General features: G+C 43.2%; 20 protein-coding genes and 5 tRNA genes. 15 read left to right on the forward strand and 10 right to left on the reverse strand.

The window, feature by feature from the left end:
- The first annotated feature begins 138 nt into the window (after positions 1 to 138).
- Both JFC10_RS06955 and JFC10_RS06960 read left to right on the forward strand, forming a co-directional pair.
- Positions 139 to 588 carry a hypothetical protein gene (locus tag JFC10_RS06955; RefSeq protein ID WP_198332245.1) on the forward strand — a complete coding sequence of 150 codons (450 nt, stop codon included), beginning with the start codon at positions 139 to 141 and terminating at the stop codon, positions 586 to 588.
- 519 nt (positions 589 to 1,107) lie between these two features.
- Entirely contained in the window at positions 1,108 to 2,127 is a 1,020-nt protein-coding gene (locus tag JFC10_RS06960; protein ID WP_198332246.1) for a lipoate--protein ligase, read from the forward strand.
- A gap of 71 nt (positions 2,128 to 2,198) precedes the next feature.
- Here the strand turns inward: JFC10_RS06960 and JFC10_RS06965 are convergent, their stop codons facing one another.
- The 3 genes from JFC10_RS06965 to JFC10_RS06975 form a co-directional block, all read right to left on the reverse strand.
- Positions 2,199 to 2,468, reverse strand: coding sequence for a hypothetical protein (locus JFC10_RS06965; RefSeq protein WP_198332247.1), 270 nt, complete (start codon positions 2,466 to 2,468; stop codon positions 2,199 to 2,201).
- A gap of 61 nt (positions 2,469 to 2,529) precedes the next feature.
- Positions 2,530 to 2,676 carry a hypothetical protein gene (locus JFC10_RS06970; protein WP_198332248.1) on the reverse strand — a complete coding sequence of 49 codons (147 nt, stop codon included), beginning with the start codon at positions 2,674 to 2,676 and terminating at the stop codon, positions 2,530 to 2,532.
- A gap of 108 nt (positions 2,677 to 2,784) precedes the next feature.
- On the reverse strand, positions 2,785 to 4,920 hold the full coding sequence (locus tag JFC10_RS06975; protein WP_198332249.1) for an NADPH-dependent 2,4-dienoyl-CoA reductase: 2,136 nt from the start codon (positions 4,918 to 4,920) through the stop codon (positions 2,785 to 2,787).
- A gap of 434 nt (positions 4,921 to 5,354) precedes the next feature.
- Between JFC10_RS06975 and JFC10_RS06980 the strand changes: the two genes are divergently transcribed.
- Complete coding sequence (locus tag JFC10_RS06980; RefSeq protein ID WP_198332250.1) at positions 5,355 to 7,019, forward strand: AMP-binding protein; 1,665 nt, start codon at positions 5,355 to 5,357, stop codon at positions 7,017 to 7,019.
- 136 nt (positions 7,020 to 7,155) lie between these two features.
- Here JFC10_RS06980 and JFC10_RS06985 read toward each other — a convergent pair whose 3' ends face one another.
- The 4 genes from JFC10_RS06985 to hemA all read right to left on the reverse strand — a co-directional run bounded on the left by JFC10_RS06985 (position 7,156) and on the right by hemA (position 11,444).
- Positions 7,156 to 7,575 (reverse strand): DUF6691 family protein, encoded by a 420-nt coding sequence (locus tag JFC10_RS06985; RefSeq protein ID WP_193012662.1) that lies wholly within the window; start codon positions 7,573 to 7,575, stop codon positions 7,156 to 7,158.
- Positions 7,576 to 7,673: 98 nt separating this feature from the next.
- On the reverse strand, positions 7,674 to 8,111 hold the full coding sequence (locus tag JFC10_RS06990; protein ID WP_198332251.1) for a YeeE/YedE family protein: 438 nt from the start codon (positions 8,109 to 8,111) through the stop codon (positions 7,674 to 7,676).
- A 161-nt stretch (positions 8,112 to 8,272) separates the two neighbouring features.
- Positions 8,273 to 9,406: an aminotransferase class V-fold PLP-dependent enzyme gene (locus JFC10_RS06995; protein WP_198332252.1), complete on the reverse strand. Its 1,134-nt coding sequence runs from the start codon at positions 9,404 to 9,406 to the stop codon at positions 8,273 to 8,275.
- Between the two features lie 682 nt (positions 9,407 to 10,088).
- Positions 10,089 to 11,444: a glutamyl-tRNA reductase gene (gene hemA, locus JFC10_RS07000; protein WP_198332253.1), complete on the reverse strand. Its 1,356-nt coding sequence runs from the start codon at positions 11,442 to 11,444 to the stop codon at positions 10,089 to 10,091.
- Between the two features lie 599 nt (positions 11,445 to 12,043).
- Between hemA and JFC10_RS07005 the strand changes: the two genes are divergently transcribed.
- The 11 genes from JFC10_RS07005 to JFC10_RS07055 all read left to right on the forward strand — a co-directional run bounded on the left by JFC10_RS07005 (position 12,044) and on the right by JFC10_RS07055 (position 21,407).
- On the forward strand, positions 12,044 to 13,993 hold the full coding sequence (locus JFC10_RS07005) for a tetratricopeptide repeat protein (RefSeq protein ID WP_198332254.1): 1,950 nt from the start codon (positions 12,044 to 12,046) through the stop codon (positions 13,991 to 13,993).
- Between the two features lie 156 nt (positions 13,994 to 14,149).
- The gene (gene lolB / locus JFC10_RS07010) at positions 14,150 to 14,782 is read left to right on the forward strand and encodes a lipoprotein insertase outer membrane protein LolB (protein WP_193011409.1); all 633 of its coding nucleotides are present in this window, start codon (positions 14,150 to 14,152) and stop codon (positions 14,780 to 14,782) included.
- 76 nt (positions 14,783 to 14,858) lie between these two features.
- Positions 14,859 to 15,821, forward strand: coding sequence for a 4-(cytidine 5'-diphospho)-2-C-methyl-D-erythritol kinase (gene ispE / locus JFC10_RS07015; RefSeq protein ID WP_198332255.1), 963 nt, complete (start codon positions 14,859 to 14,861; stop codon positions 15,819 to 15,821).
- A 167-nt stretch (positions 15,822 to 15,988) separates the two neighbouring features.
- Positions 15,989 to 16,064 (forward strand) — tRNA-Gln (locus tag JFC10_RS07020).
- A 244-nt stretch (positions 16,065 to 16,308) separates the two neighbouring features.
- Positions 16,309 to 16,384 (forward strand) — tRNA-Gln (locus JFC10_RS07025).
- Positions 16,385 to 16,628: 244 nt separating this feature from the next.
- A tRNA-Gln gene (locus JFC10_RS07030) sits at positions 16,629 to 16,704 on the forward strand.
- 110 nt (positions 16,705 to 16,814) lie between these two features.
- Positions 16,815 to 17,762, forward strand: a complete 948-nt coding sequence (locus tag JFC10_RS07035; protein WP_193011411.1) for a ribose-phosphate pyrophosphokinase — start codon at positions 16,815 to 16,817, stop codon at positions 17,760 to 17,762.
- Positions 17,763 to 18,198: 436 nt separating this feature from the next.
- The gene (locus JFC10_RS07040) at positions 18,199 to 18,873 is read left to right on the forward strand and encodes a 50S ribosomal protein L25/general stress protein Ctc (protein WP_193011412.1); all 675 of its coding nucleotides are present in this window, start codon (positions 18,199 to 18,201) and stop codon (positions 18,871 to 18,873) included.
- A 196-nt stretch (positions 18,874 to 19,069) separates the two neighbouring features.
- Positions 19,070 to 19,651 carry an aminoacyl-tRNA hydrolase gene (pth, locus tag JFC10_RS07045; RefSeq protein WP_198332256.1) on the forward strand — a complete coding sequence of 194 codons (582 nt, stop codon included), beginning with the start codon at positions 19,070 to 19,072 and terminating at the stop codon, positions 19,649 to 19,651.
- A 100-nt stretch (positions 19,652 to 19,751) separates the two neighbouring features.
- Positions 19,752 to 20,132: an aspartate 1-decarboxylase gene (gene panD, locus JFC10_RS07050; RefSeq protein ID WP_045443274.1), complete on the forward strand. Its 381-nt coding sequence runs from the start codon at positions 19,752 to 19,754 to the stop codon at positions 20,130 to 20,132.
- Between the two features lie 294 nt (positions 20,133 to 20,426).
- Positions 20,427 to 21,407, forward strand: coding sequence for a calcium/sodium antiporter (locus JFC10_RS07055; RefSeq protein ID WP_060490271.1), 981 nt, complete (start codon positions 20,427 to 20,429; stop codon positions 21,405 to 21,407).
- 62 nt (positions 21,408 to 21,469) lie between these two features.
- On the opposite strand, the gene JFC10_RS07060 is transcribed toward JFC10_RS07055, so the two are convergent.
- From JFC10_RS07060 to JFC10_RS07070, 3 genes are all read right to left on the reverse strand, one after another.
- Complete coding sequence (locus tag JFC10_RS07060) at positions 21,470 to 22,123, reverse strand: RDD family protein (RefSeq protein WP_109591084.1); 654 nt, start codon at positions 22,121 to 22,123, stop codon at positions 21,470 to 21,472.
- A 241-nt stretch (positions 22,124 to 22,364) separates the two neighbouring features.
- A tRNA-Arg gene (locus JFC10_RS07065) sits at positions 22,365 to 22,441 on the reverse strand.
- Between the two features lie 187 nt (positions 22,442 to 22,628).
- Positions 22,629 to 22,718 (reverse strand) — tRNA-Ser (locus JFC10_RS07070).
- Positions 22,719 to 23,069: 351 nt separating this feature from the next.
- On the opposite strand from JFC10_RS07070, the gene JFC10_RS07075 reads away from it, so the two are divergent.
- Positions 23,070 to 23,876: a hydroxymethylpyrimidine/phosphomethylpyrimidine kinase gene (locus JFC10_RS07075; protein WP_109591082.1), complete on the forward strand. Its 807-nt coding sequence runs from the start codon at positions 23,070 to 23,072 to the stop codon at positions 23,874 to 23,876.
- The last annotated feature ends 55 nt before the right edge of the window (positions 23,877 to 23,931 follow it).

Here is a 23,931-nt window from a genome sequence, read left to right on the forward strand (position 1 = left end):
GGTTAAATAGTTAGTTACGCTATCTCTAACCTAACCTAACCTATGCACGCTCAAATTGTGTGGACAACCAGTTGACGATCCTAAATTTAGAGATATAGTTGGATTACCACCAAAGTATATGATGTAAGGATAGTTATAATGAAATATATCAAACACTTTGTAAATTCTTATGGAGAACATACTTGGGATTTTACGTACTACTATGATGAAGTAGTTCCTAAGATACTTAAACGTAGGGAGGATTTAAGCCCGATTTTATCAAGTGATTTAAACGGAATAGATAATAGAGAGAAGACGCTTAATAAAGGCATAATCAAGACGATTTATTATGATTTAGAAAATGATAGAATTTCGTTGAAGATCGAGCAAAGACAAGGCAGAAATTTAATAGAAATTATCTATTCTGATATTGTAAATATTAATATCAATTGTTGTATATTACCAATCACCATAATGGTACATGAAGTAGACGTAACGCCTGATAGCAATATCATACATTCACTATTTTTATTAGGTGATACAGAAATAGTTTTTGAATGCAAAAAAATAGAATTGAAGACTATGCCTCTTGAAAAAGTCACAAGTTAAGCTCGAAATTAACTATAGTTGCTAATTTTTCGCTGGCAGTATCCTTAATCTTCATTCTAAGAGAATAATGCAGTCAACGATTACTCGGTGGGTTACGCACTCGCTACACCAAACTTCAAATCTCATTAAGTTCTAATTCATACTATCAATGGTTAAACTGGGGAGAGGTTTAGCCCTGATAGTAGCGGTATCCTAACGCCGGCGATGGCGTTGCGGACTATGGCTGGGGGTGGTCGCTCGGATGTTGGAACGCCACCGGACAAACTAGTCCGCACGCCATCGACAAGTTAGATACAAGCGGATAGCAGGATAAGCTCCAACAACTATCCATTCCTCCAAAAAACTACAAATTACCTTCTCCAAAATATAATCAAAATACCCCGCTCTACCCCCAATATTCAAACCCTAAAAGCATCTTCCCTACCACACCCATTGAATTCAAATCTCGCATCAGCAACAATACCAGTATCTATTTATAATACTCAATCTAGAAAAACCATTCGAGAAAAAGGATAAATAATGAAACTGCGCATTTTAAAATCTGCCGTGACCAACCCTTGGTTTAACCTTGCGACCGAGGATTGGATATTTAATACGCTCGACCCAGACTCGCACACGCTATTTTTATGGCGCAATAGCGAGACCGTGGTCATTGGGCGCTCGCAAAACCCATGGGTAGAATGCAAAATCGATAAGATGGAAGCAGACGCGGTGTACCTTGCGCGGCGGCAGAGCGGCGGTGGCGCGGTGTTTCATGATTTAGGCAATACCAACTTTACCTTTTTATCGCCCAAAGATGACTACGACCAAGACGCGAACTTCACCATCATCATCAATGCGCTAAAAAAATTGGGCATAGAGGCAGATTTATCTGGGCGTAACGACATGCAAGTCGGTGATAAGAAAATATCAGGCAGCGCTTTTAAACATGCAGCGGATCGCAGCTTTCATCACGGGACGTTATTGGTCAATGCCAACATGCAAAAGCTCGGTGAGTATCTCAACCCGCATCCACTTAAACTAAAAGCCAAAGGCATTAAATCTGTACGCGCGCGCGTTGCCAACTTGGTTGAGTTTAATAGGGACATCGATCACGAGACGTTATCTGAGGCGATTATCGAAGCGTTTTGTGAATACTATCGCGACAAAGATTATGGCGACACTACGCCAGTAGAAGAATTGGATGAAGCGACGCTCGCAAAAGAGCCATCATTAAATAAATACTATGAGCAAATGGCGGACTGGAATTGGCGCTTTGGTAAGACGCCTGAATTTACCCATCACATTGAGACACGATTTGATTGGGGCATTATTGATTTGCACCTTGATGTGAAGCAAGCAGTGATACGCGATGTGGTTATCTTCTCTGATGCGCTAAACGTTGAATTAATTGACCTATTAAAAGACACATTGACGGGCATTAAATATGACAAACATGAGATTAATGCCAAGCTTGCTGAATTAGGTAAGGCTCATGCTGAACTGGCGGAGCAGATTGAGGATTTTGGGGAATGGTTGGCTTCTGAGATGGAAGGTTAGGAATACTCTTAAATGCACTGGTAAGATGGGTTGCACCTTTCTAACCCATCCTACACTTGCTAAATCAACGCTTATTTATTTAGAATATATAAATCATTCATTTTTTCACATTTACCTAATACAGATGACTTTAGCGTAGCATCAAGCTCTATAGCTTGAAGAAAGTTATCTATCCCATTGTTAACACAATTATATAAGGCAAATGTATCAACTAATTTAGTTGGTTTCGGGTAATTTTTTTCTTCAATTGAAATCTCTTTGTCTGAAAGACTTATATTTTGATAAAATGCTAATCTAAAATGCTTATTGCTATTGAAGTGTTTATGTTCAGCAGCACCCATATGTAAATGAGCACATCTAGCATTCCAAAGATCAATAGAAGTAAAACTTACAGCTGTTAGATCACAGTAAGTAAGTATCTATCCAATTACGAAAGTCTGAACCATCTGAAAACTCCGTTGATGATGTTAGCCAGCCCAGCTGATCTAAGTAAGTGAAGAACAGTGTTAAACTTTGTTTTTCGTATCCACGCTGATTCAGAATTGTCATAGACTCACTGAAAGAATTAATCATTTCTTTAAGCTTTTCCATAAATATTATACGCCTTTTTGATTTACACATTTATAAAGCATAGGGTAAATTATTTTTTTGTGTTTCCTAAATCCCCGCCGCAACCTCTGCTCCATCACGAATCGCACGTTTGGCATCCAACTCAGCAGCAAGTTTTGCACCACCAATTAGATGGTATTGCGCATCTGGTGCATCACCGACGTTTGGCATCAGCTCAACCACTGACTCTTGACCCGCACAGACAACGACGCTATCGACACGTAGCAACTGGCTTTGACCTTGGTTATTGGTGATCCAAATACCTTCATTGGTGATCTTATCGTACTGAGCACCTGATACTTGGATGACGCCGTGTGATTTGACATGGGCACGATGTACCCAGCCCGAAGTTTTATTGAGACCACTACCCAAGCGACCTTTGCTACGCTGCATCAAGTACACTTGGCGGATAGGTTTGATGGCTTCAGGCTTAATCAGTCCACCATCAGTTTGATAGTTAGTATCATTTGTCACGCCCCACTCTTCACGCCACTCTTCGATAGATTGCGCTTTTGGACGATAGCTTGGGTCTTTTAGTAATTCAGGGCCTAGCTCATCTAATGGCTGACCATGCTTGGCAGTCAGATATTCACTAACATCAAAACCGATACCACCAGCACCAATGACCGCGACAGTATCACCGACAGATTTCTCGCCAGAGAGTAATTCAGCATAGCTCATTACTTGTGGCAAATCCGCCCCTTCAAGTTTGCCAGCTAAGCTTCTAGGTACAACGCCTGTAGCGACGATAACGTGATGGAATTTGGCTTTCTCGAGCATGGCTTTCTCGACTTTGGTATTGAGTTTAATCTCAACGCCTAAGTGCTCAAGCTCATTAATATAGTAGCGAATGGTTTCAAAAAATTCTTCTTTACCAGGGATGACTTTGGCGTAATTAAACTGTCCGCCCAAGATGTCTTTTGCTTCAAATAACGTGACGTCATGACCACGTAGTGCGGCGACATGAGCGGCTGACATGCCAGCGACACCGCCACCGATGACGGCAACTTTTTTAGGTTTTTTGGTTTTCTTATAAACCAATTCTGTCTCATAACACGCTTGTGGATTGACCAGACAAGTCGAGCGTTTATTTTCAAAGGTATGGTCAAGACAGGCTTGGTTACAGGCGATACAGGTATTGATGCGATCGGCTTGACCATTTTTAGCTTTATTGACCCAATGGGCATCGGCTAAAAATGGACGCGCCATTTGAATCATATCAGCCTGACCACTAGCCACGATTTCTTCTGCCGTTTCTGGCATATTGATACGGTTGGCTGCCATCATCGGGATATTGATATGCTTTTTAATTTCAGCAGTGAAATCAACGAAAGCGGCACGCGGTACGCTGGTGACAATCGTCGGTACACGCGCTTCATGCCAGCCGATACCGGTATTCATGATGGTCACGCCAGCTTCTTCTAGCGCTTTGGCAACGGTAATTACTTCATCCATCACATTGCCGTCTTTGACCAAATCGATCACTGACAAGCGGAATAAAATAATAAAATCTTCACCAGCAGCTTCGCGTACGGCTTTGACGACATCGACCGCCAGCTTCATACGACCTTGAATATCACCGCCGTATTCGTCGGTACGTTGATTCACATGACGCGATAAAAACTGATTGAGCAAATAGCCTTCTGAACCCATGACCTCCACACCATCATAACCAGCTTGCTTGGCAAGTTTGGCCGAACGGGCATAATCTTTGACCGTTTGCTCGATGTTTTTAATGCTCATCTTACGCGGCTTAAATGGTGAGATTGGTGACTTAATCGGACTGGATGAGACGACAAATGGATGATAGCCGTAACGACCACTGTGCAAGATTTGCATGATGATTTTGCTGTCATATTTATGCGCCGCACGGGTCACACGCTGATGGTTTATTACGTCAGCTTTGGTATTCATAGTGCCACCAGCAGGGAGTAACCACCCTTCGCGATTGGGCGAAATACCGCCCGTAATCATCATCGCCACGCCGCCTTTGGCACGTTCAGAAAAATACGCTGCCAGCTTACCATAGTTATAAAAACGGTCTTCAAGCCCCGTGTGCATTGAGCCCATCACCATGCGGTTTTTAAGCGTCGTAAAGCCCAAGTCTAATGGCTCAAATAAATGCGGATAGTGTTCGTTGGTGCTGGCAGTCTCAATGGCATTGGCAGTACGGCTGGCGGACATATCATTTTCCTTATGAATGGTTTGTGGAAACGCTTGTTAAAGCTGGCTGGGCTTTTTAAAAGTTAAGATTTTTAAAAATTAGGCTCTTTAGAAATAGTTAGGCTATAGGACTTAACATCACTGGTATCGTAACACACCGCTATTATCATCAGCTATGCAGACAAGCGACTGATGAGTGAACACTATGTGCATTCGGCTGATTGCTCGTGTGGTCCAATATCAGAAAGCGCTAAAAACATACTCGCTTTTCACAGAGCATTGTCTATAATGGACGAACAAATATTTACCGTGAGTCATCTATCGGCGGGTTGCTACAAGGAAGATCAGCAAAAATATTAACGGCTTATCAAACAGTGATAAATAGCGAAGCCAACTTTATAGCAGGTTTGTAGCGTATTCACCGAATTATAAAAGCAAGATAAAGGACTATCCCTATGACAGACTTCCATACCGGTCTTGGCAAAAATGCTGCCAACCATCAACCACTTACCCCTATCGACTTTATTATCCGTAGCGCGCAAGTTTATCCTGATAAGACTGCCATTATCTATGACGATTTAACACATAATAATCTGACGCAAACGTGGCAACAGACCTACACGCGTTGTCGGCAATTGGCGGATGGTCTACGTAAATTAGGCATTGATAAAAATGACACAGTTGCAGTCATGATGCCAAACACTCCAGCCATGATCGAATGCGCTTTTGGGGTGCCCATGTCAGGCGGTGTGCTTTGTACACTTAACACCCGCCTCGATATCAACGCCCTGACCTTTTGTCTGCAACACTCAGAAGCCAAAGTGTTGATTCTAGACAGCGAGTTTGCTGAACATGCTGAAATTATCGATGAAACCTTTCCAAATCTAATCGTGATTCATGCGACAGATGCAGCGCTCGATATTGAACGTTTTGGGCAAATGAGCTACGAGGCATTAATCGCCAGCTCAGATAGTTTGGATAATTGGGAAAAACCAACAGATGAATGGGATGCTATCGCGCTCAACTATACCTCTGGCACGACGGGTAAACCCAAAGGCGTGGTCTATCATCATCGAGGTGCGACGCTCAATGCCGTCTCCAATATTTTAGATTGGGATATGCCCAAGCACCCTATGTATCTATGGACACTGCCATTATTTCATTGTAATGGTTGGTGCTTTCCTTGGACGATTGCTGAGCGCGCGGGCGTCAACGTCTGCTTGCGCAAGATTGACGCTGATTTGATTTTGCAGCTGATTACCAAGTATAAAGTCAGTCATTATTGCTCAGCACCGGTGGTGCACAATATGATTGCTGGCGGCAAAGCTGAATATAAAGACGCCATCAATCATGAAGTAAAAGGCTGGGTCGCTGGTGCGCCGCCGTCTGAAACCATGCTCGCCGCCATGGAAGCAATGGGTTTTCATATCTCGCACGTTTACGGTCTTACCGAAGTCTATGGTCCGGTCACCGTCTGCGCTGAGCAGCAAGAATGGGATGAGCTGGATGTCGCTGCTCGTGCGCAAAAGAAATCACGTCAGGGCGTAACGTCACACTTAATGACTGGGTTTGAGCTGTTTAAACAAGGTACCACTGAGCCGGTTGCCGCTGATGGCGAAGAAATGGGTGAACTGGCACTGCGCGGCAATATGGTGATGAAAGGTTATCTAAAAAGCCGTAAAGCCACCGAAGAAGCCTTTGCTGATGGTTGGTTCCGCACCGGTGATTTGGGTGTTAAATATCCTGACGGCTATATCAAAATCATGGACAGGCTTAAAGATATCATCATCTCAGGTGGCGAAAACATCTCAAGCATCGAAGTCGAAAACATCTTATATAAAATGCCAGAAGTCCAGAGCTGTGCTGTCGTTGCCGCGCCGCATGATAAATGGGGCGAAGTACCGGTGGCATTTATCGAGATTCATGAAGGCAGCACCTTACAGCGTGACAATGTGATGGAGCATTGCAAGCAGCATTTAGCGGGTTTTAAAGTACCCAAATATATTGTCTTTGCTGAAATCCCAAAGACCAGCACTGGTAAAGTTCAGAAATTTGAGCTGCGTCAAGCAGCCAAGTCATTAGCACACGAAACGCCAAAAGTAACAGCAAGCGCTAAGTAAGCTTTTATCATTAATATTAATAATACGGAAGTATCGTTAATATTAATGAAACATCATTGATGAAAATTGATAAAAAATGGTCAGCCTAACTGAATTAGGCTGACCATTTTATTGAGCTAAAAAAACCAAGCCAATATTAATTAAGCTTTGGCTCTAGCCATTGATATACCAACATCCCCACTATCATTGCTGGGATAAAGACATAGGCCTGCCATTGTCCTGTGCCGAGCAGCACGATACCGGGTCCTGGACAAATACCGACCAAACCCCAGCCGATACCGAACAGCATCGCGCCAATCAGCAGTTTTTTATTAATGGTGGTTTTGGTTGGCATCTCAATTAACGACCCAATCCAGCTGGTCTGTTGACGCTTAGCCAATTGTACACCGACTATCGCCACCATTAGACCGCCGCCCATCACCAGTGCTAAAGAAATATCCCATGCACCAAAGACGTCCAAAAAGCCCTGTACTTTAACAGGATCGGTCATGCCTGATATCAGCAGTCCAAAACCAAATAATAACCCTGCCAGTAATCCAATTATATTTTTTAGCATGTTTTTTCTCGCACCTAATGTGTTAATCCAAGCTGTTATAACCATCCGATATAAACAATATTCATCGCTATCTTCGCAACGTACTGTCTATGTGATTTTTAAATCAAACCCAAGACATGACGACCAAGATAAACGGTCACAATACCAAACAACATAAAGGTCACTGTCGCCGCCATCGAACGTGGTGAAAGTCGCGCATTACCGCAGATACCATGTCCACTGGTGCAACCTGAACCCAAACGTGTCCCAAAACCAACCAGTAATCCTGCCCCAATGAGCAGTGGCAAAGAGCTACTAATCTCTATATCGGGCAACGGTTTTACCAGACCATAAAGTAATGGTGAAATAACGAGACCAAATATAAATAACACCTGCCACATCTCGACGCGCTTGGGTTTAAGAAGACTTGAGAAAATACCACTAATACCCGCGATACGACCAATGCCCAATAGCAAGATAACCGTCGCAACGCCTAGCATCAGCCCGCCTACCAAGGAAATTGGCGTAAAGGTCTGCCAATCTATTTGTATACTCATAATATTTACCTAAGCCAATTTTTATCAAAACAGTTTTGAATTTCATTTTATATAAATACATTATATTATAAAATATAATAAATAGGTAAAAAAATACTGAACCCTCGTTACATAGGCTCAGTATTCTTTTTATTTAAAAAACATCTTATGAATTAAAGATATTATTTAGCCAATACTTTATCAAGTGCGCTTTCAAAACGTTGTACTGCACCGTCTACATCGGTCAATTTATCCAGACCAAATAGACCTAAGCGGAACGTTTTAAAGTTATCCGGCTCACCAACTTTTAGCGGTACACCAGCAGCAATTTGCATGCCTGTTTCGGCAAAAGCACTGCCTTTATGCATATCATCACGCTCAGTGTAAGCAACCACGACGCCTGGCGCTTCAAAACCTTTCGCCGCGACGCTTTCAATGCCTTTAGCGGCTAATACTTCACGAATACGGTTGCCCAATTGCCACTGCGCATCACACAATGTATCAAAGCCGATTTTTTTGGCCTCATTAATAGTATCGCGGAACTGACACAAACTATCGGTTGGCATGGTGGCATGATATGCGTGACCGCCATTTTCATAGGCGCGCATGACATTTAACCACTGCTTTAAGTCTAAGCTAAAGCTATCCGATTCTGTATTGTCTACTTTTTCGATTGCCGCAGCGCTTAGCATTACTAAGCCTGCACACGGAGTGCTGCTCCAACCTTTTTGCGGGGCGCTGATGAGGACATCAATACCCAAATCTTTCATATCCAACCACACACAACCTGAAGCGATACAATCAATGACCAATAAACCGCCAACGCTATGTACAGCCGCGCTTAGCGCTTTGATATAGTCTGATGATAAAATAATACCCGATGAGGTTTCGACGTGCGGCGCAAAAACTACTGCTGGTTTCTCTGCTTTAATTTTAGCAACGGCTTCATCGATATCAACGGGTGCAAATGGTTTTGGTGACTCGCCATCTTCACGATGTGCCGTCAATACCGTAGACGACTTGGCGATTTTACCTTTTTCTAAAATTTGCGTCCAACGATAGCTAAACCAACCGTTACGGATAATAAGGCAATCTTCATCATTGGCCAATTGGCGCGCAACGGCTTCCATTCCATAAGTACCAGCACCGGGTACAATCACCACCGCTTCGGCGTTATACACAGATTTTAGGTCGCTAGATAGGTCATTCATCACTTGTTGAAAGACTTTTGACATGTGGTTTAAGGCGCGGTCAGTATAGACCACTGAGTATTCTAATAAGCCGTTTGGATCAATATCTTGACGTAATGCAGTCATAGGAAGCTCCTAGTTTATAGTTAGATAGTTTAATTTTTCTCAAGCATTGGCTATAGCAAAATCCAGATACTCTCTTAAACCAACCTGCCTTAATACCGCTAACCAATCTAGACACCTACTGTTCGCCAACTTAGCCAAATAATGCTTCTATTAGATAACATGGTTGTTAAATAACGTTTTTGTTAAATAACGTTTTTGTTAAATAACATGGCTGTCAAATAGCATTGCTGATTAATAGCATAGTCGTTAGATTGCATAGCAGCTAGATACTACTATAGGTAGTATTAACTGAGTATTAATATTGGGTAATAGTCGAGAGCATGACGCAGGGTTGACGATATAGCACTTTATCCTAGCGCTATTGCCGTTGGTGATTGTGTTTTGCACGCAATGTTTTTATTGATTTTAGACAAAGTCGTACAGAACAGGTGCGCCATTATAGGGGCTACGCGGTGGTAGGCTAATAATGGTCGCTAACAACTGATGAGATGAATAGGCATCAAGCGAGAACATATACACTAGGGTTTTTAGAGAATAACCGCTCGCGTATAACAAAAGATTATCGTCGCTTAATATACTCATAACAGCTTGATATTAGCACTGATAATGCAGGTTGACAACGATATGTTTGCGCAATAATAACGTTTGCGCCACATACGTTTTTTTGATCATTAAATAACGGCTATCGACGTCCACGATGAGCATCTTGCAGCCCAGATACCACAAACTCTAGCAGCTCACTATCCCCTTCACGGGCAGCCTTGCGCATGAGCTTTGATGGTGCGTGGGTTAGCGTCTGCGTCAGGCGGCGTGACAGCTCGACGATAATATCTTCAGGACTGGCATTGTCCTGTTGTAGCTTGGCGATGGACTCATGCAGGAGTTTATCTACTTGGTCATGAGTACGCTCGCGATACTGCTGAATGTCTTTACCGACTTGGCGCACTTGAAAGCTGCGATCCATCTCAACGACCAATTGGCTAACGAGCAGTTCCGCATCGACTGCCGCTTGCCTACGCTGTTCGATATTGCCAGCGATCACGTGTTGTAGATCATCGACAGAGTAAAGATAAACATCATCGATACGACTAATGGTCGAGTCAATATCGCGCGGTACTGCTAAGTCAATCATCAACATGGGCTGATAACGACGTTGTTTCAGCGCGCGCAAAGTCATGGTTTTATCGATCAACACATCCATACTACCGCTACAGCTACTAACGATGTCGGCTTCTGCCAAAACTTGTGGTAACTCTTGCAGAGGTCTGACTTCTACCAAGTGACCTGCGCGGCGCAGCTCCACTGCCAGCGCTTCAGCGCGTTCAGGATTACGGTTGCAAATAATCACGCGACCGACGCCAAGCCCAGCAATGTGGGTGGCGACCAAACGGTTCATCTCACCTGCCGCAACAACCAACAAAGTACGACTGGGCAAATCATCAAATATTTGCGTCACCAATTTGGCGGCCGCATAGCTGAGCGATACCGCTTGTGCACCAACCTTAGTCTCGTTACGTACGCGTTTGGCAGCAGCAAATACTTGATCGACAATCCAGCCAAGCTGATTACTCAAAGCTTTTTGTTCTTGCGCGAGCTGTACTGAGCGCTTAATTTGACCGAGTATCTGCGGCTCACCCAATATCATAGAGTCAAGCCCTGCAGCAACTCTAAGCCAATGGGTCAGAGCGTGAGTGTCGCGGTGCACATAAAGATAGGGATCGACCTCAGACAGTGACAACTGCTTAAAGTCAGCAAGCCACGCTTTAATTTTTAAGATATGAGCACTAATGGCCGCCGAAGATGTCTGAGCACCGACCGCGCCATGAGTAGACACAGAGGAAATATCTTGCGGCTCTACTAGCTGCGGGACGAGCGCATAAATCTCTGTACGATTGCAAGTAGAAACAATCACACTGCCATCAGTAAAGGCCTCTAATTGTTTGAGAGCGACATTCACATCGTCACCTACAAGCGCCAAGCGCTCTCTCAGAGCGACTGGTGCAGTTTTGTGATTGACCCCAATGACCACTAATCTCATTATTGATAGACCATAAACATGACGCTCACCTGCCAGCCACGCTATCTCATTATTCTTGAAAGACAGTTGTAGACGACAGCGCTGAAAGGAAGACCCTAAAAGCCGATCATTATATCATTATTGCCAGCTTTAATTAACACTCAGCCATCGATGATAGCTATTTGCTTGTATCTGGGCACATGAGTAACAAATCAACTACCGATACGATTGTTAAAACCAATATCTGTGTTTTAGCGATTGCTCATAGAAATAGACATAAATCATTCGCTTACTTGACGTTAACTTGTTATATTTTCACAATATTTAGGCGGCGATTCATAACCAATGAAAGACTTCATTGATACAGGTTATCAGCCAATCCTATTTTGTTAGAAAGGATTTGGTAGAGTGGCTGCTACTCATGATGGAGTAACACGGGCACTATTGTTTATCCCATCGATCTGCTTTTATAATGTCAGGCATGGGTACTCGTTACCAATACTTAGGGTGTGTCCTCATTTTAAAAATGGAGATAAAAGTGAGAACAGGCCCTAGTATGAAATTATTAAAATAAAATTGTCTTATCGATATAGATAAACAATGGGCGAATACGGTTATCTATGATTTTTTTTGGGTCATTATTTCGATCACAACTTGCACATGACGACCAATCTAATCTGCGCGCGCTATTGCATGCGGTTATCGAACGTCTGTGCCAGCGTTATAAGCTAACCTTGTCGTTGGCCTTTTGCTTATGCTTAGGATCATCTTCCGTTCACGCCAGTCATCCTGATATCTCAATAGAAGCCCACGTACCCAAAATATCCGTTGCTGATAAGAATGACAAGGCAGTCAGTAGCGACGGCATTAATGATAACAGCTCAACGATACAGGCAACTGCTCCTACAAACGCACAGCCAGTAGAAAATGTCGCCAATATTAATGGATTAGCACCAACCACCTTATGGCAACCTGAACTCAAAGAGCCCAGCTTGTATGCTCTGTTGGATGCAGAATTTGCAGCAGATCGCGGTGATAAACAACGAGCGATTACTATCTATAAACAGCAAGCGTTTAAAGACGATGCAACCGCCGTATTTGAAAGAGCGCTCAGCCTTTCTTTACGCACTGAAAGGGTGGAGAAATCATTACAATTTGCCAAGTCATGGCAAGACCAAAATCCTGATCATGTGCCTGCTTGGTTTTATGTGGCGCATTTGGCCCTGCGAGCACACGATTATCTCTTAGCTGGCGAGACCTTGAATCGTATTTTGCGTTATGACCCTCGAGCAGACTTAAGCGAAATTCTTATCGGTATCTATCCAAACAATGATGAGGACAAACGTGAATTGCTTGCCGCTTTGCAACCACTAGATAGCGAGCAAAATGCCTCATTATCCGTATTGAAAGCAGGATTGCTTTACCAATTTAACGAGCCTGAGATTGCCATTGTCCATATCAATCGTGCGCTAGAACGCCAGCCTGACTATGAACCTTTTATTACGCTAAAGGCTGACATACTGCGCAAAATCGTCACGGCTGAAACAGTCGTCAATTATGTGAGCCAAGCACGCCTGCGTAATCCCGATAGTAAAAGTCTCTATCTATACGAGATTCGTTATTTGCTTGATTTAAAGCAAAGCCAAGACGCGTGGCAATTATTGCTAGACGCCCATGATCGCTTCGCTGATGATGCCGAGATTACTTTGCTGGCGGCATTGGTGAGCTTGGATATCGAAGAATATGACAGTGCCGATGAGCTACTCAATATGCTCGCAAAAAACCCCGCTTACCTTGATCAGGCTTACTATTACCTTGGTATCAGTGCCGAGCGTCAGCAGCGCTTTGACCAAGCCAAATACTATCTCAATGGTGTCATGCAAGAAGACTTGGTATTAGAAGCCCGTAGAAAAGTAGTGGCTTTTGAATTGCTTAACGACGATGTAGATGCGGCGATTGCTACTTTGGAAAAACTGCGTAAAGACTTTAACGTCTTTGCGCCAGATACCTTTGTGATGCAAGCCGATATTTTATGGCAGCAAAATGAGACCGAAGAAGCACTGCGCCTACTAACCAAAGCTGCTCGCAAGTATCCTGATAATGAAATGCTACTTTTTGCACGCGCCCAGCTCCTTGATGACAAAAACGACTATATCGTTAAGCGCACATTACTCAACCATTTACAGGCATTAGATCCTAACAACTTATCCTACCAGCTCAGTTATGCGCAACTATTGCTAGCCAATGAACGTAGCTCTGCACAAGGATTGGCATTGGCCACCGCCATCATTCAGATTCACTATGATGACCCACGTTATGATAATGAACTGCATCTGCAAGCGCTGAATGTGCTGGCTGGCAATGCATTGGCCAATGAAAGCTATCAACAAGTCATCGACTACCTACAAACCCCTTACGACGTGTTTCCTACCTTACGCTCTGGTACTTTGCTACTGCGCGCTTATCAGGGTTTAGGTAACAATGAAAAAGTCGAGGCATTACTCGCAGACTTGCAGCAGCGCTTCTCATTTGGACAGCACAACATCAGCGACCGTATACAACTCTACTGACCCGCCGTTTTATAGTGGATAAACTGTTAGGTGCTATGCTTACAAGGCACTCATAAGATGCTAACAGCCACGCATAACTGAGTAACATACAACCATTAAGCTAACCTTTTTTCGAAACAATGATTTCGTAAATTTGTCTATTTTTGAGGAAACATCATGTCAGTATTGGTCAATGCTAATAAGCCTAATAAATTGGCGCTATTCGCTGCCGTGACAACCGCGCTCGTCATCACGTCTGGTTGTCAATCACTAAAAACAGCCAACGCTACTAACCAACCCAGCGCGACCTTACAAGGTCAAAACGCTGAGCAGCCGCAAAAGCTTGAGAGCTTCAATATCACTGGAAAAATTGGTGTGACAATGCCTGCCAATGACACCACAGGCACTCAAGGTGGTAGTGCATTCTATGCATGGGGACAGCAGAATGATCGCTTTGCCATTGAGCTAATCGGTGCGCTCGGTATTGGTAAAACCAACATCGAATACAATGGTCAAACCGCCACTTTAGTCAGCGAAAAAACAGGCACCTTAACTGCTGATGATCCTGAAACTTTGCTCAAAAAAGCCACAGGTTGGCAAGCACCTATTTCACAAATGCCCTATTGGATATCTGGTCGCCCAGCGCCTTCCGATAGCGCACCACAGCTCGACGATCAGAATCGTTTAATCAGCTCAGTTAATGGTGACTGGAGTGCCAGTTTCGCTTACAAAGGAACTGACAAGTTACCCAGTAAAATCAGTGCCGTACAGCCACAAGGCAATAAAGTTGTGATGACGATCAATCACTAGTCCATCACCACTAAAAAATTAACCAGTATTGCTCATTACCATAGCCATTTATGACTGTACCTTATGATTAAAAAACATGATTAAAAATATAGCCGAAGCATCTGACTCTACTATCACGCGTTTGTCCCCTGCAAAAATCAATCTATTTTTGCACATTACTGGGAAACGTGCTGACGGCTACCACAATTTGCAAACGGTATTTCGTCTGCTTGATTGGGGCGATTATTTGCATTTTTCGATTGTGGATGATGCCGCTATTCCTACTACAGATAACAGATTAGATGCTACCAAACTCTGTCATCAACTTCTAGTATTGGCTGGTGCAGAGACTATAACTGCTGATATAGAGGACAACCTAATCTTTAAAGCAGCGCGTGCATTGTTAGCGTCTGCCATACAGTCAAACACTCTACCTGAGCAGTTAGCACAAGTGCATATCGCTTTAGATAAGCATTTGCCGATGGGTGCAGGCTTGGGTGGCGGCTCATCCAATGCTGCGACGACTTTACTTGCACTTAACGAGATTTGGCAGCTAAAATTGACTCAAGATGAGCTGATAAAAATTGCTGCCACTATTGGCGCAGATGTGCCAATCTTCATCTTTGGTCAGGATGCGATTGCGATGGGTATTGGTGAGGAGTTAACGACTATGGATTTGCCAGAGCAGCAGTATTTAATACTGACGCCTGATGCCCATGTGAATACTACCCAGCTTTTCGCGCATCCGAAACTACAACGAGATATCGCCGCGCTATCGATTAAAACCATCAAAAACCAGTCCAATGATTATGTACAATATTTAAACACGCCTTATCAAAATGTCTTTACCCCAGTAGTCACCAGCCTCGCCCCCGCTGTTGCAGAGGCTTTAGATTACTTGAAAGGATTAGAGGCGCAAGCACTGGGTACAGCACGGATGACGGGCTCAGGTAGCACAGTATTTTTGCCTTTGGATGCAAGTGTGATATCTGATAAAGCGCGTTTGGCAAAGTGGATTAGAAAGGCGCCCTGTCCTGCCTATTTAGTTCGTAATCTATGAGTTAGATTTGAGCTGTAGTGTGAAAATAAAATCATTATAAATACAGCGTAAAGGTTTTTATTGACCCAATACCCGTTTTATTTTTGACCTATTTTTTAATAAAAGCCATAAAAAGGCGCAAATGGCTTGCAAAATCTGAAAATTTAATTATAATAGGTCGCCTCAATAGGGGTATAGCCAAGTTGGTAAGGCATCAGGTTTTGATCCTGACATCCGTTGGTTCGAGTCCAGCTACCCCTGCCATTTTTTAGTACGAAGCGTTTGATATGCAATGATTATAAGCGGTTTATAAATAGCCACTTATCTTATTGACGTTGACAACGTCATCCCAGTTTCGGTATAGTTCGCAATGAACACCGCTAGGGAAAAGTTATGTTTTAAATGGTTCATCCGTTTATAATATAGCGAACAGGTCGTGACGCTATTCTAACAATGACTTTTATTAAAAGTTGCTATTAGATATCGACGTACACAGCCTAGACATTACAGGGGTATAGCCAAGTTGGTAAGGCATCAGGTTTTGATCCTGACATCCGTTGGTTCGAGTCCAGCTACCCCTGCCATTTTTTAGTACGAAGCGTTTGATATGCAATGATTATAAGCGGTTTATAAATAGCCACTTATCTTATTGACGTTGACAACGTCATCCCAGTTTCGGTATAGTTCGCAATGAACACCGCTAGGGAAAAGTTATGTTTTAAATGGTTCATCCGTTTATAATATAGCGAACAGGTCGTGACGCTATTCTAACAATGACTTTTATTAAAAGTTGCTATTAGATATCGACGTACACAGCCTAGACATTACAGGGGTATAGCCAAGTTGGTAAGGCATCAGGTTTTGATCCTGACATCCGTTGGTTCGAGTCCAGCTACCCCTGCCATTTTTTACTGTAATAGTAGTCATCAAAACTTTTCACCACTCTTTTCTGAATTTGAGCAGTTTGACACTGCTTAGCGGTCGCTGCTTGAGTCAATCAATAGGACTTCTGTCATGCCTTATTTGGCGATTTTTACGGGTAATGCCCACCCTGAATTAGCAAAAACCGTAGCCGATCATCTCCATATACCTCTTGGTAAAGCTGACATCACGCGTTTTTCTGATGGCGAAATCGCCGTAGAAATCAAAGAACACGTGCGCGGTAAAGACGTGTTTATCATGCAGCCTACTTGTGCACCCACCAATGATAACTTAATGGAAATCATGATGATGGCCGATGCGCTGCGTCGTTCTAGTGCGGGTCGCATCACAGCGGTTATGCCCTACTTCGGTTATGCCCGTCAAGACCGTCGTCCGCGTTCAGCTCGTGTGCCTATTTCTGCTAAAGTCGTCGCTGACATGCTAAACATCGTGAGCATCGATCGCGTGATGACCGTTGATTTGCATTCAGATCAGATTCAAGGTTTCTTTGATATTCCTGTTGATAATATCTATGGCACGCCTGTATTACTAAACGACCTACAAAAACAAGATTATGACAACATCATGGTTGTTTCACCTGATGTTGGCGGCGTGGTTCGTGCGCGTGCCATGGCTAAGCAGTTGGGCGATACCGACATGGCCATTATTGATAAACGCCGTGCCCGTGCCAATGAGTCACAAGTGATGCACATCATCGGCGACGTTCGTGACCGTGATTGTGTCATCGTCGATGATATGGTTGATACGGCAGGGACTCTGTGTAAAGCTGCTGAAGCATTGAAAGCAAACGGTGCACGTCGCGTTTTAGCCTATATTACGCACCCTGTCCTATCAGGCAACGCACTGCAAAATATCAGCGAATCTGCGCTAGACGAAGTGGTCGTGACCGATACGATTCCATTGTCTGACGCGGCAAAAGCCTGTAGCAAAATCCGCCAAGTAAGTATCGCACCGATGCTTGCTGAAAGCTTACGCCGTATCAATAATGAAGAATCTATCAGCGCCATGTTTGACGCTTAGATTTTTACTGAGAGCCTTGCCCTACTTTCTTTTGGCGATGCTCGTTATAAAATACTGCTCAAGCTTAAAAAAAGCGTCAAGTATCTTTACTTGACGCTTTTTTTGCTTAATGATTTTGTACAGTCATTTTGCGTAGGTCTTTATTATTACTACAAAATCACGTATAATGCGCGCCTGTGCTGACCGTTTGTTTGATGCAATCAGGTTGGCATTCTTAAAAGTGCTGATCATGCCCAAAATAACGAACACAATGATAGTAATTATCATGAAACCGTTGTTGTGAGCAAATGGCTAAAATTGTACATTATGAGTATTATTAGCAATAACGAATATGAGCAATGACACCTTTTAGCTATCATCACGTCTTAGTGGATTGGTCGCAAATCCACTTTTTTATGACCAGACACTTTCTCATTCTTTTTATAGGATTATATCCATGAGCATTAACCATTTTGAGCTAAACGCAGTTGATCGTTCTGCTGAACAACAAGGTAAAGGTGCGAGCCGCCGCCTACGTAAGCAGAATCTAGTTCCTGCTATTATCTATGGTGGCAACGAAGAGCCAACATCAATCTCTATCAAGATTAACGAGCTAGTAAAGTCACTTGAATTCGAAGCATTTTTCTCACACATTTTGACTATCAATGTTGACGGCGTAGAGCACCAAGCTGTTATCAAAGACTTGCAACGCCATCCTGCTAAAGGCTTCCCAATGCATGCTGACTTCCAGCGCATTGTGAAAGGTCAAAAAATCCACATGAACGTTCCTGTGCATTTCACTGGTCGTGAAGATGCGCCTGGTACCGCTGCTGCTGGTGTTCTATCAACGCTAGTATCTGATATCGAAATCATCTGCCTACCTTCACTACTACCTGAATATTTAGAAGTAGACGTATCTGGTATGGAAATTGGTGATTTGTTCCGTTTATCAGACATCAAGCTTCCTGAAGGTGTTGTCATTCATGAGCTTGAGCTAGAAGACGGCCATGACCGTACTATCGTTAACATGCAGCCACCAACCGTTGAAGAAGTTGACGCAGACGCTGAAGAAGTTGATGCTACTGACGTACCTGCTACTGAGCAAGGCACTGAAGACAAAGACGGCGAATAATAAACCGCCGTTACATAGAGCACGCGACTTAGCATCTACTATGTAATATAAGGTTTGTTTAGTCAAAAAACAGCAGGTGATAAATATCTCCTGCTGTTTTTGTAAGTACAGTTTGAAAAATAAGAGATGTGTTATCAACAAATAGCACAATCATAAATCTTATGCCTCATTTATTAAATTTAAGCAGGGTATTTTTATGGCCATAAAGCTTATTGTCGGTCTTGGTAATCCTGGTCAGCAGTATATGTTTACACGTCATAATGCAGGGTTTTGGTTTGTCCATCACTTGGCTCAACAGTTCAATATTACCCTCTCCCATGATAAAAAATTTCATGGAGTAACTGGACGTGGGCAGATTCATGGGCATGACGTGCGTCTATTGATGCCGCTCACCTTTATGAATAAGTCTGGTCAGTCAGTGGTGCCGATGGTTAAGTTTTATGGCATTGAAAATAATGAATTACTGATCGCCCATGATGAGCTCGATATTCCAGCCGGTAGTATCAAACTGAAGACGGATGGCGGTCATGGCGGTCATAATGGTCTGCGTGATATTACCCCTCATATCGGCAACGACTTCCATCGTTTGCGTATCGGTATTGGTCATCCTGGTCACAAGTCTAAAGTTAGTGGACACGTCCTCTCAAAAGCTGCGCCCGATGAACAGATTGCCATTGATAGCGCTCTGACAGCAGCGTTTGAAGCGCTACCATTATTACTAAATGGCGATATTGAAAAAGCACGTTCACAAATTAATGGCTTCAAACTGCCAGAATAAAATCATGCTTTAACCATAATAGCCTTTTATTTTAGCAAGTTATCCCCCATTAACCTTTTGATTTGAATCATTAATCTCAGTTACGCTAAGGAAGCAACCTATGCTACTTAATATGCTTAAATGCAAATTACACCGTGCGCGCGTCACCCATGCCGAACTTCATTACGAAGGCTCATGCGGTATCGATGGTGATTTATTAGATCTTGCTGGTCTGCGCGAAAATGAGTCTATCGATATCTACAATGTGACCAATGGCAAGCGCTTTCGCACCTACGCTATCCGCGCTGAAGCGGGTTCTGGTATCATCTCGCTAAATGGTGCGGCGGCTCACATGGCAGATTTAGGCGACATCGTTATCATCTGTGCCTATGCTCATTTTGATGAAGTAGAAGCGGCAACCTACCAGCCAAAACTGGTGTATTGCAACGAAGATAACACCGTAAAAGACACAGCAAACATCATTCCGGTACAAGTGGCTTAAAGCACCAGAACACCGAAGATTTTTGGATAAAGCAAGGATAAATAATCGACTAAGCTGTTGAAGTTATTCTTATTATCCAACCAAAACCGCTATGCTAATATGAGAGCTGAATCTCCATTCTGATTCAGCTTTTTTTATGCCATTTTTATATGGCAAATTCACATTTTATACCACTCTTAAAAGATGAAGTCGTCAGAAAAATAAATGTCAGTGCTATGTTTTTAGGCTAAATGAATTTGACACGGCTAAGCGTATTTTTAGGTTTGGTATTAACACTAATAAGGAAACAGACTGATGTGGTTGGCAGTTATTGCAGTATTGATCGGACTAGCTATTCTTGTTTGGAGTGCAGACCTTTTTGTTGATGGCGCCACTGCCTTGGCAAAAAAATTCAACGTCCCCAGTTTCTTAATAGGTGTGTTGATTTTGGGTGTCGGTACATCCGCCCCTGAGATGGTCGTGTCAGTATTGGCGGCACTAGAAGGCAGCCCTGATTTGGCATTAGGCAACGCTTATGGCTCAAACATCATCAATATTGCGCTGGTATTGGGTGCAACCGTATTGATTAGCCCTATTATCATTCGTAAGGGCATCATCAAGCGTGATTTACCTCTATTAGTATTGATTACTATGGTCGCCGCATGGCAGCTGCGTGATGGGCAATTAGACCAAGCAGATGCGATTGTGTTGATAGCGCTGCTGGTGGTGACTTTAGGCATTCAGATTGTACTAAGCTTACGTGAAGGCAACCATGAGCACGAAGGGGAACCCATAGCTGAAAGCGTCGATGCTGAACATATCGAACAAACCCTAACACGGGGACTAATCAGCTTAGTTATCGGCATGCTTTTACTGGTCATTAGCTCGCGAGCTATAGTTTGGGGTGCAGTAGAATTGGCAACGCTGTGGGGCGTGAGCGAACTGGTGATTGGATTGACGATTGTTGCTGTGGGGACCTCGTTACCTGAGCTGGTATCGAGCCTATCAGCCGCCCGTAAAGGCGAACACGACATGGCACTGGGTAATATTATTGGCTCTAATATATTTAACACCTTAGGCGTCGTTGGTCTCGCAGCGCTTATAGCGCCAATCACAGTCAGTCCAATTATCTTATCACGCGATATAGTGGCGATGGGATTGGTCACCTTATTACTCTTGGTATTGTGCGGGTTTGCCTTTATGAGTAAGCGTCCATTCGGTCGCACTTCTGGATCGACTTTGGTCTTATTCTTTGTCGGCTATACTTTATGGCTGATACAAACCGTCAACCTGTAACGCTTAGAGTGTATTAACAGACCTAAAAATCTATGAACAGACTATGGCGATGATAATGTGGTCTATTTTCCTTGCTTGCGATTTCTAATCACCCGCCATAGTCCTTCATTCTCTGTTTTTGGCATTTTTAAGGTAATGGTATTCGATAGCATATCTTGCACTGCGAGACCACGTGGGTTAAAGAGGCAAAAAGCATAGTTAAAGACAAAGCCCAAAAAGGCACTGGTCAACAGAACAGCACGCGAGCCATCGATGACACTACCAATGATACCAAATATAAGTGGCATGATACTGGCCGCTAAAATCCGCTTAAATGACTGTCCCCATGTTAGCAAATGACCATTACTATTGATCGTCTTTAACCGCCAAGTCTGCATACCTAATGTCTGCCCACCGCGACGCCAAAATATCCCATAGAATCCGACTAACGTCAGTATAAAAGACGGCGTCATAACAACGTTTTGATACCACGTTGGCAGCGATTGCGCTTGAGAAGAGTCTGTACCGGTATTCATGGTCAGCAATGTACCAATCACGGTTAGCAAGGTACCGACCAAAAACAACAACGCTAAAATCAACATGCCATCATAGAGAATGGCTGCCATACGGGTGCCAGGTTTAGCAATCGCTAGCTCTTCACTTTCAGAGGCATGGCGTGCTGATGCTTTAGTTTTAGCATAAGATTTGGTAGGTCGTTTAGGTAAACTTTTTGACATGGTACAAGCTCATAGCAAGCAGTGAATAGTGGCTCTATTGTACCGTAATTCACTGTACTATCGTACATTATCCTAAGATGCCGTAAGTCATATAACAATGTGGTATAACCATGTCGTATGACTCATCAGCTCATAAAACTATAACACAGAAATTGCAGACATAAAAAAATCGCCAAATTGTCATAAGACAGGCGATTATTTTAATGTTTCTTTAACTGGGTTAAAGAATTGATGATGCAAATGGTGCGCTTGGAGAGATTCGAACTCCCGACCCCTTAGTTCGTAGCCAAGTGCTCTATCCAACTGAGCTACAAGCGCGTACTTTGCACATCATTTACTGCGTTGTTAAGAAACAATTGCAGCAAATTAGGTTGGTTATTATATAGATAATTTCGCTTGTGTCAACATCTTTTTTTATTAAAATCAAATTATTTTTTGCTTTAATAAAATAGAAGATTATTAACGCTTTTATATCGCGTTACTACTCTACTAAAAACCGAATAAATGGAGGTGAAGGAGGGATTCGAACCCTCGATACGCGCAAACGTATGGTTCCTTAGCAGGGAACTGGTTTCAGCCACTCACCCACTTCACCAAACGATGTAAGACTTTTTAAGTTCTAAAAAATAGTATTATTGCTGATAATACGTCTTATCCCGTGGGCGAGTATTATAGCAAAGCCAAAACGAATTGCAAGCACTGTCTACGAATTTAATGCAGTTTTTATCATATTTATTTGTTTACATGGTTTCATAGCCTCTTGAGCAGCTCAAATATCAATAAAAACTAGTAAAACGATATTTAAGTTAGTCAGCACGCTCTGGGTTGTTGTTAATTGATTAATTAATGGATTGTCTATGTACCATCTCTCGCCTACTATGGCTTTTTTAGCAGTGGGTGTCTATAGTATTTGTTACTCATTTTAGATTATGTCAAAGGAATTTTTATGCGACCAGTGGTACTGTGTTTTTCAGGATTAGACCCCTCAGGCGGCGCTGGATTACAAGCGGATATAGAGGCCATCGGTCAAGCAGGTGCGCATGCTGCCATTGCTTGTACAGCTATTACCATACAGAACTCGCAGCAAGTCTTTGGTTTTGAAGCTTGTGCAGCAAATTTGGTAAAGGATCAGGCCACCGCAGTACTCGATGATTTGCCTGTTGCAGCTATTAAGTCAGGTATGTTGGGTACGACTGATAATATCGCTATGCTGACTCAATTGTTTGCCGAGCGCCTTATCACCGCTGATACGCCATTTGTATTAGATCCCGTATTGGTTGCCAATAGTGGTGGCAGTTTGGGCGATGAAAAGACGCTCGTTAGCGCATTTAGAGAGCTGTTACCATACGCGACCCTTATCACACCGAATACTCATGAGCTACGCGCATTAAGCGGTGAGCAAGACTTACATATTGGCGCGCAAAAATTATGCGCTCAAGGCACTTATGCCGTATTGGTAAAAACCTCACACGACTTTGATAGCGGCGATATAGAGCAGTATTTGTATATAAAGGGTGAGATGGTACATAAAAGCACCTTGCCGCGCTTAACAGGCGAATTTCATGGCTCTGGCTGTTCGCTTGCCAGCTTTATCGCTGGACGCTTAGCAATGGGTGATGCGCTTATCGATGCAGTAAGGGCCGCAGACAGCTGGATTACCCAGACGCTGCGTGCCGCTGATGCACCGCACCCTAATAATGAGCAAGCCCAATTAATACCCAATCGTTTTATAGACTTTCAGCATAACCGCTAAATGATCAATAAAAAAAGGGCGCTCTATATCTCGTAGAGCGCCCTTTTTTAGATAG

The sequence above is a fragment of the Psychrobacter aquimaris genome, assembly GCF_016107525.1.
GTDB classification, from domain to species: domain Bacteria; phylum Pseudomonadota; class Gammaproteobacteria; order Pseudomonadales; family Moraxellaceae; genus Psychrobacter; species Psychrobacter aquimaris.

What these genes read in the sequence shown, in the direction of transcription:
- JFC10_RS06955 (WP_198332245.1), top strand. Translation starts at nt 139, where the DNA reads ATGAAATATATCAAACACTTTGTAAATTCTTATGGAGAACATACTTGG.
- JFC10_RS06960 (WP_198332246.1), top strand. Translation starts at nt 1,108, where the DNA reads ATGAAACTGCGCATTTTAAAATCTGCCGTGACCAACCCTTGGTTTAAC.
- JFC10_RS06965 (WP_198332247.1), bottom strand. Translation starts at nt 2,468, where the DNA reads ATGGGTGCTGCTGAACATAAACACTTCAATAGCAATAAGCATTTTAGA.
- JFC10_RS06970 (WP_198332248.1), bottom strand. Translation starts at nt 2,676, where the DNA reads ATGACAATTCTGAATCAGCGTGGATACGAAAAACAAAGTTTAACACTG.
- JFC10_RS06975 (WP_198332249.1), bottom strand. Translation starts at nt 4,920, where the DNA reads ATGTCCGCCAGCCGTACTGCCAATGCCATTGAGACTGCCAGCACCAAC.
- JFC10_RS06980 (WP_198332250.1), top strand. Translation starts at nt 5,355, where the DNA reads ATGACAGACTTCCATACCGGTCTTGGCAAAAATGCTGCCAACCATCAA.
- JFC10_RS06985 (WP_193012662.1), bottom strand. Translation starts at nt 7,575, where the DNA reads ATGCTAAAAAATATAATTGGATTACTGGCAGGGTTATTATTTGGTTTT.
- JFC10_RS06990 (WP_198332251.1), bottom strand. Translation starts at nt 8,111, where the DNA reads ATGAGTATACAAATAGATTGGCAGACCTTTACGCCAATTTCCTTGGTA.
- JFC10_RS06995 (WP_198332252.1), bottom strand. Translation starts at nt 9,406, where the DNA reads ATGACTGCATTACGTCAAGATATTGATCCAAACGGCTTATTAGAATAC.
- hemA (WP_198332253.1), bottom strand. Translation starts at nt 11,444, where the DNA reads ATGAGATTAGTGGTCATTGGGGTCAATCACAAAACTGCACCAGTCGCT.
- JFC10_RS07005 (WP_198332254.1), top strand. Translation starts at nt 12,044, where the DNA reads ATGATTTTTTTTGGGTCATTATTTCGATCACAACTTGCACATGACGAC.
- lolB (WP_193011409.1), top strand. Translation starts at nt 14,150, where the DNA reads ATGTCAGTATTGGTCAATGCTAATAAGCCTAATAAATTGGCGCTATTC.
- ispE (WP_198332255.1), top strand. Translation starts at nt 14,859, where the DNA reads ATGATTAAAAATATAGCCGAAGCATCTGACTCTACTATCACGCGTTTG.
- JFC10_RS07035 (WP_193011411.1), top strand. Translation starts at nt 16,815, where the DNA reads ATGCCTTATTTGGCGATTTTTACGGGTAATGCCCACCCTGAATTAGCA.
- JFC10_RS07040 (WP_193011412.1), top strand. Translation starts at nt 18,199, where the DNA reads ATGAGCATTAACCATTTTGAGCTAAACGCAGTTGATCGTTCTGCTGAA.
- pth (WP_198332256.1), top strand. Translation starts at nt 19,070, where the DNA reads ATGGCCATAAAGCTTATTGTCGGTCTTGGTAATCCTGGTCAGCAGTAT.
- panD (WP_045443274.1), top strand. Translation starts at nt 19,752, where the DNA reads ATGCTACTTAATATGCTTAAATGCAAATTACACCGTGCGCGCGTCACC.
- JFC10_RS07055 (WP_060490271.1), top strand. Translation starts at nt 20,427, where the DNA reads ATGTGGTTGGCAGTTATTGCAGTATTGATCGGACTAGCTATTCTTGTT.
- JFC10_RS07060 (WP_109591084.1), bottom strand. Translation starts at nt 22,123, where the DNA reads ATGTCAAAAAGTTTACCTAAACGACCTACCAAATCTTATGCTAAAACT.
- JFC10_RS07075 (WP_109591082.1), top strand. Translation starts at nt 23,070, where the DNA reads ATGCGACCAGTGGTACTGTGTTTTTCAGGATTAGACCCCTCAGGCGGC.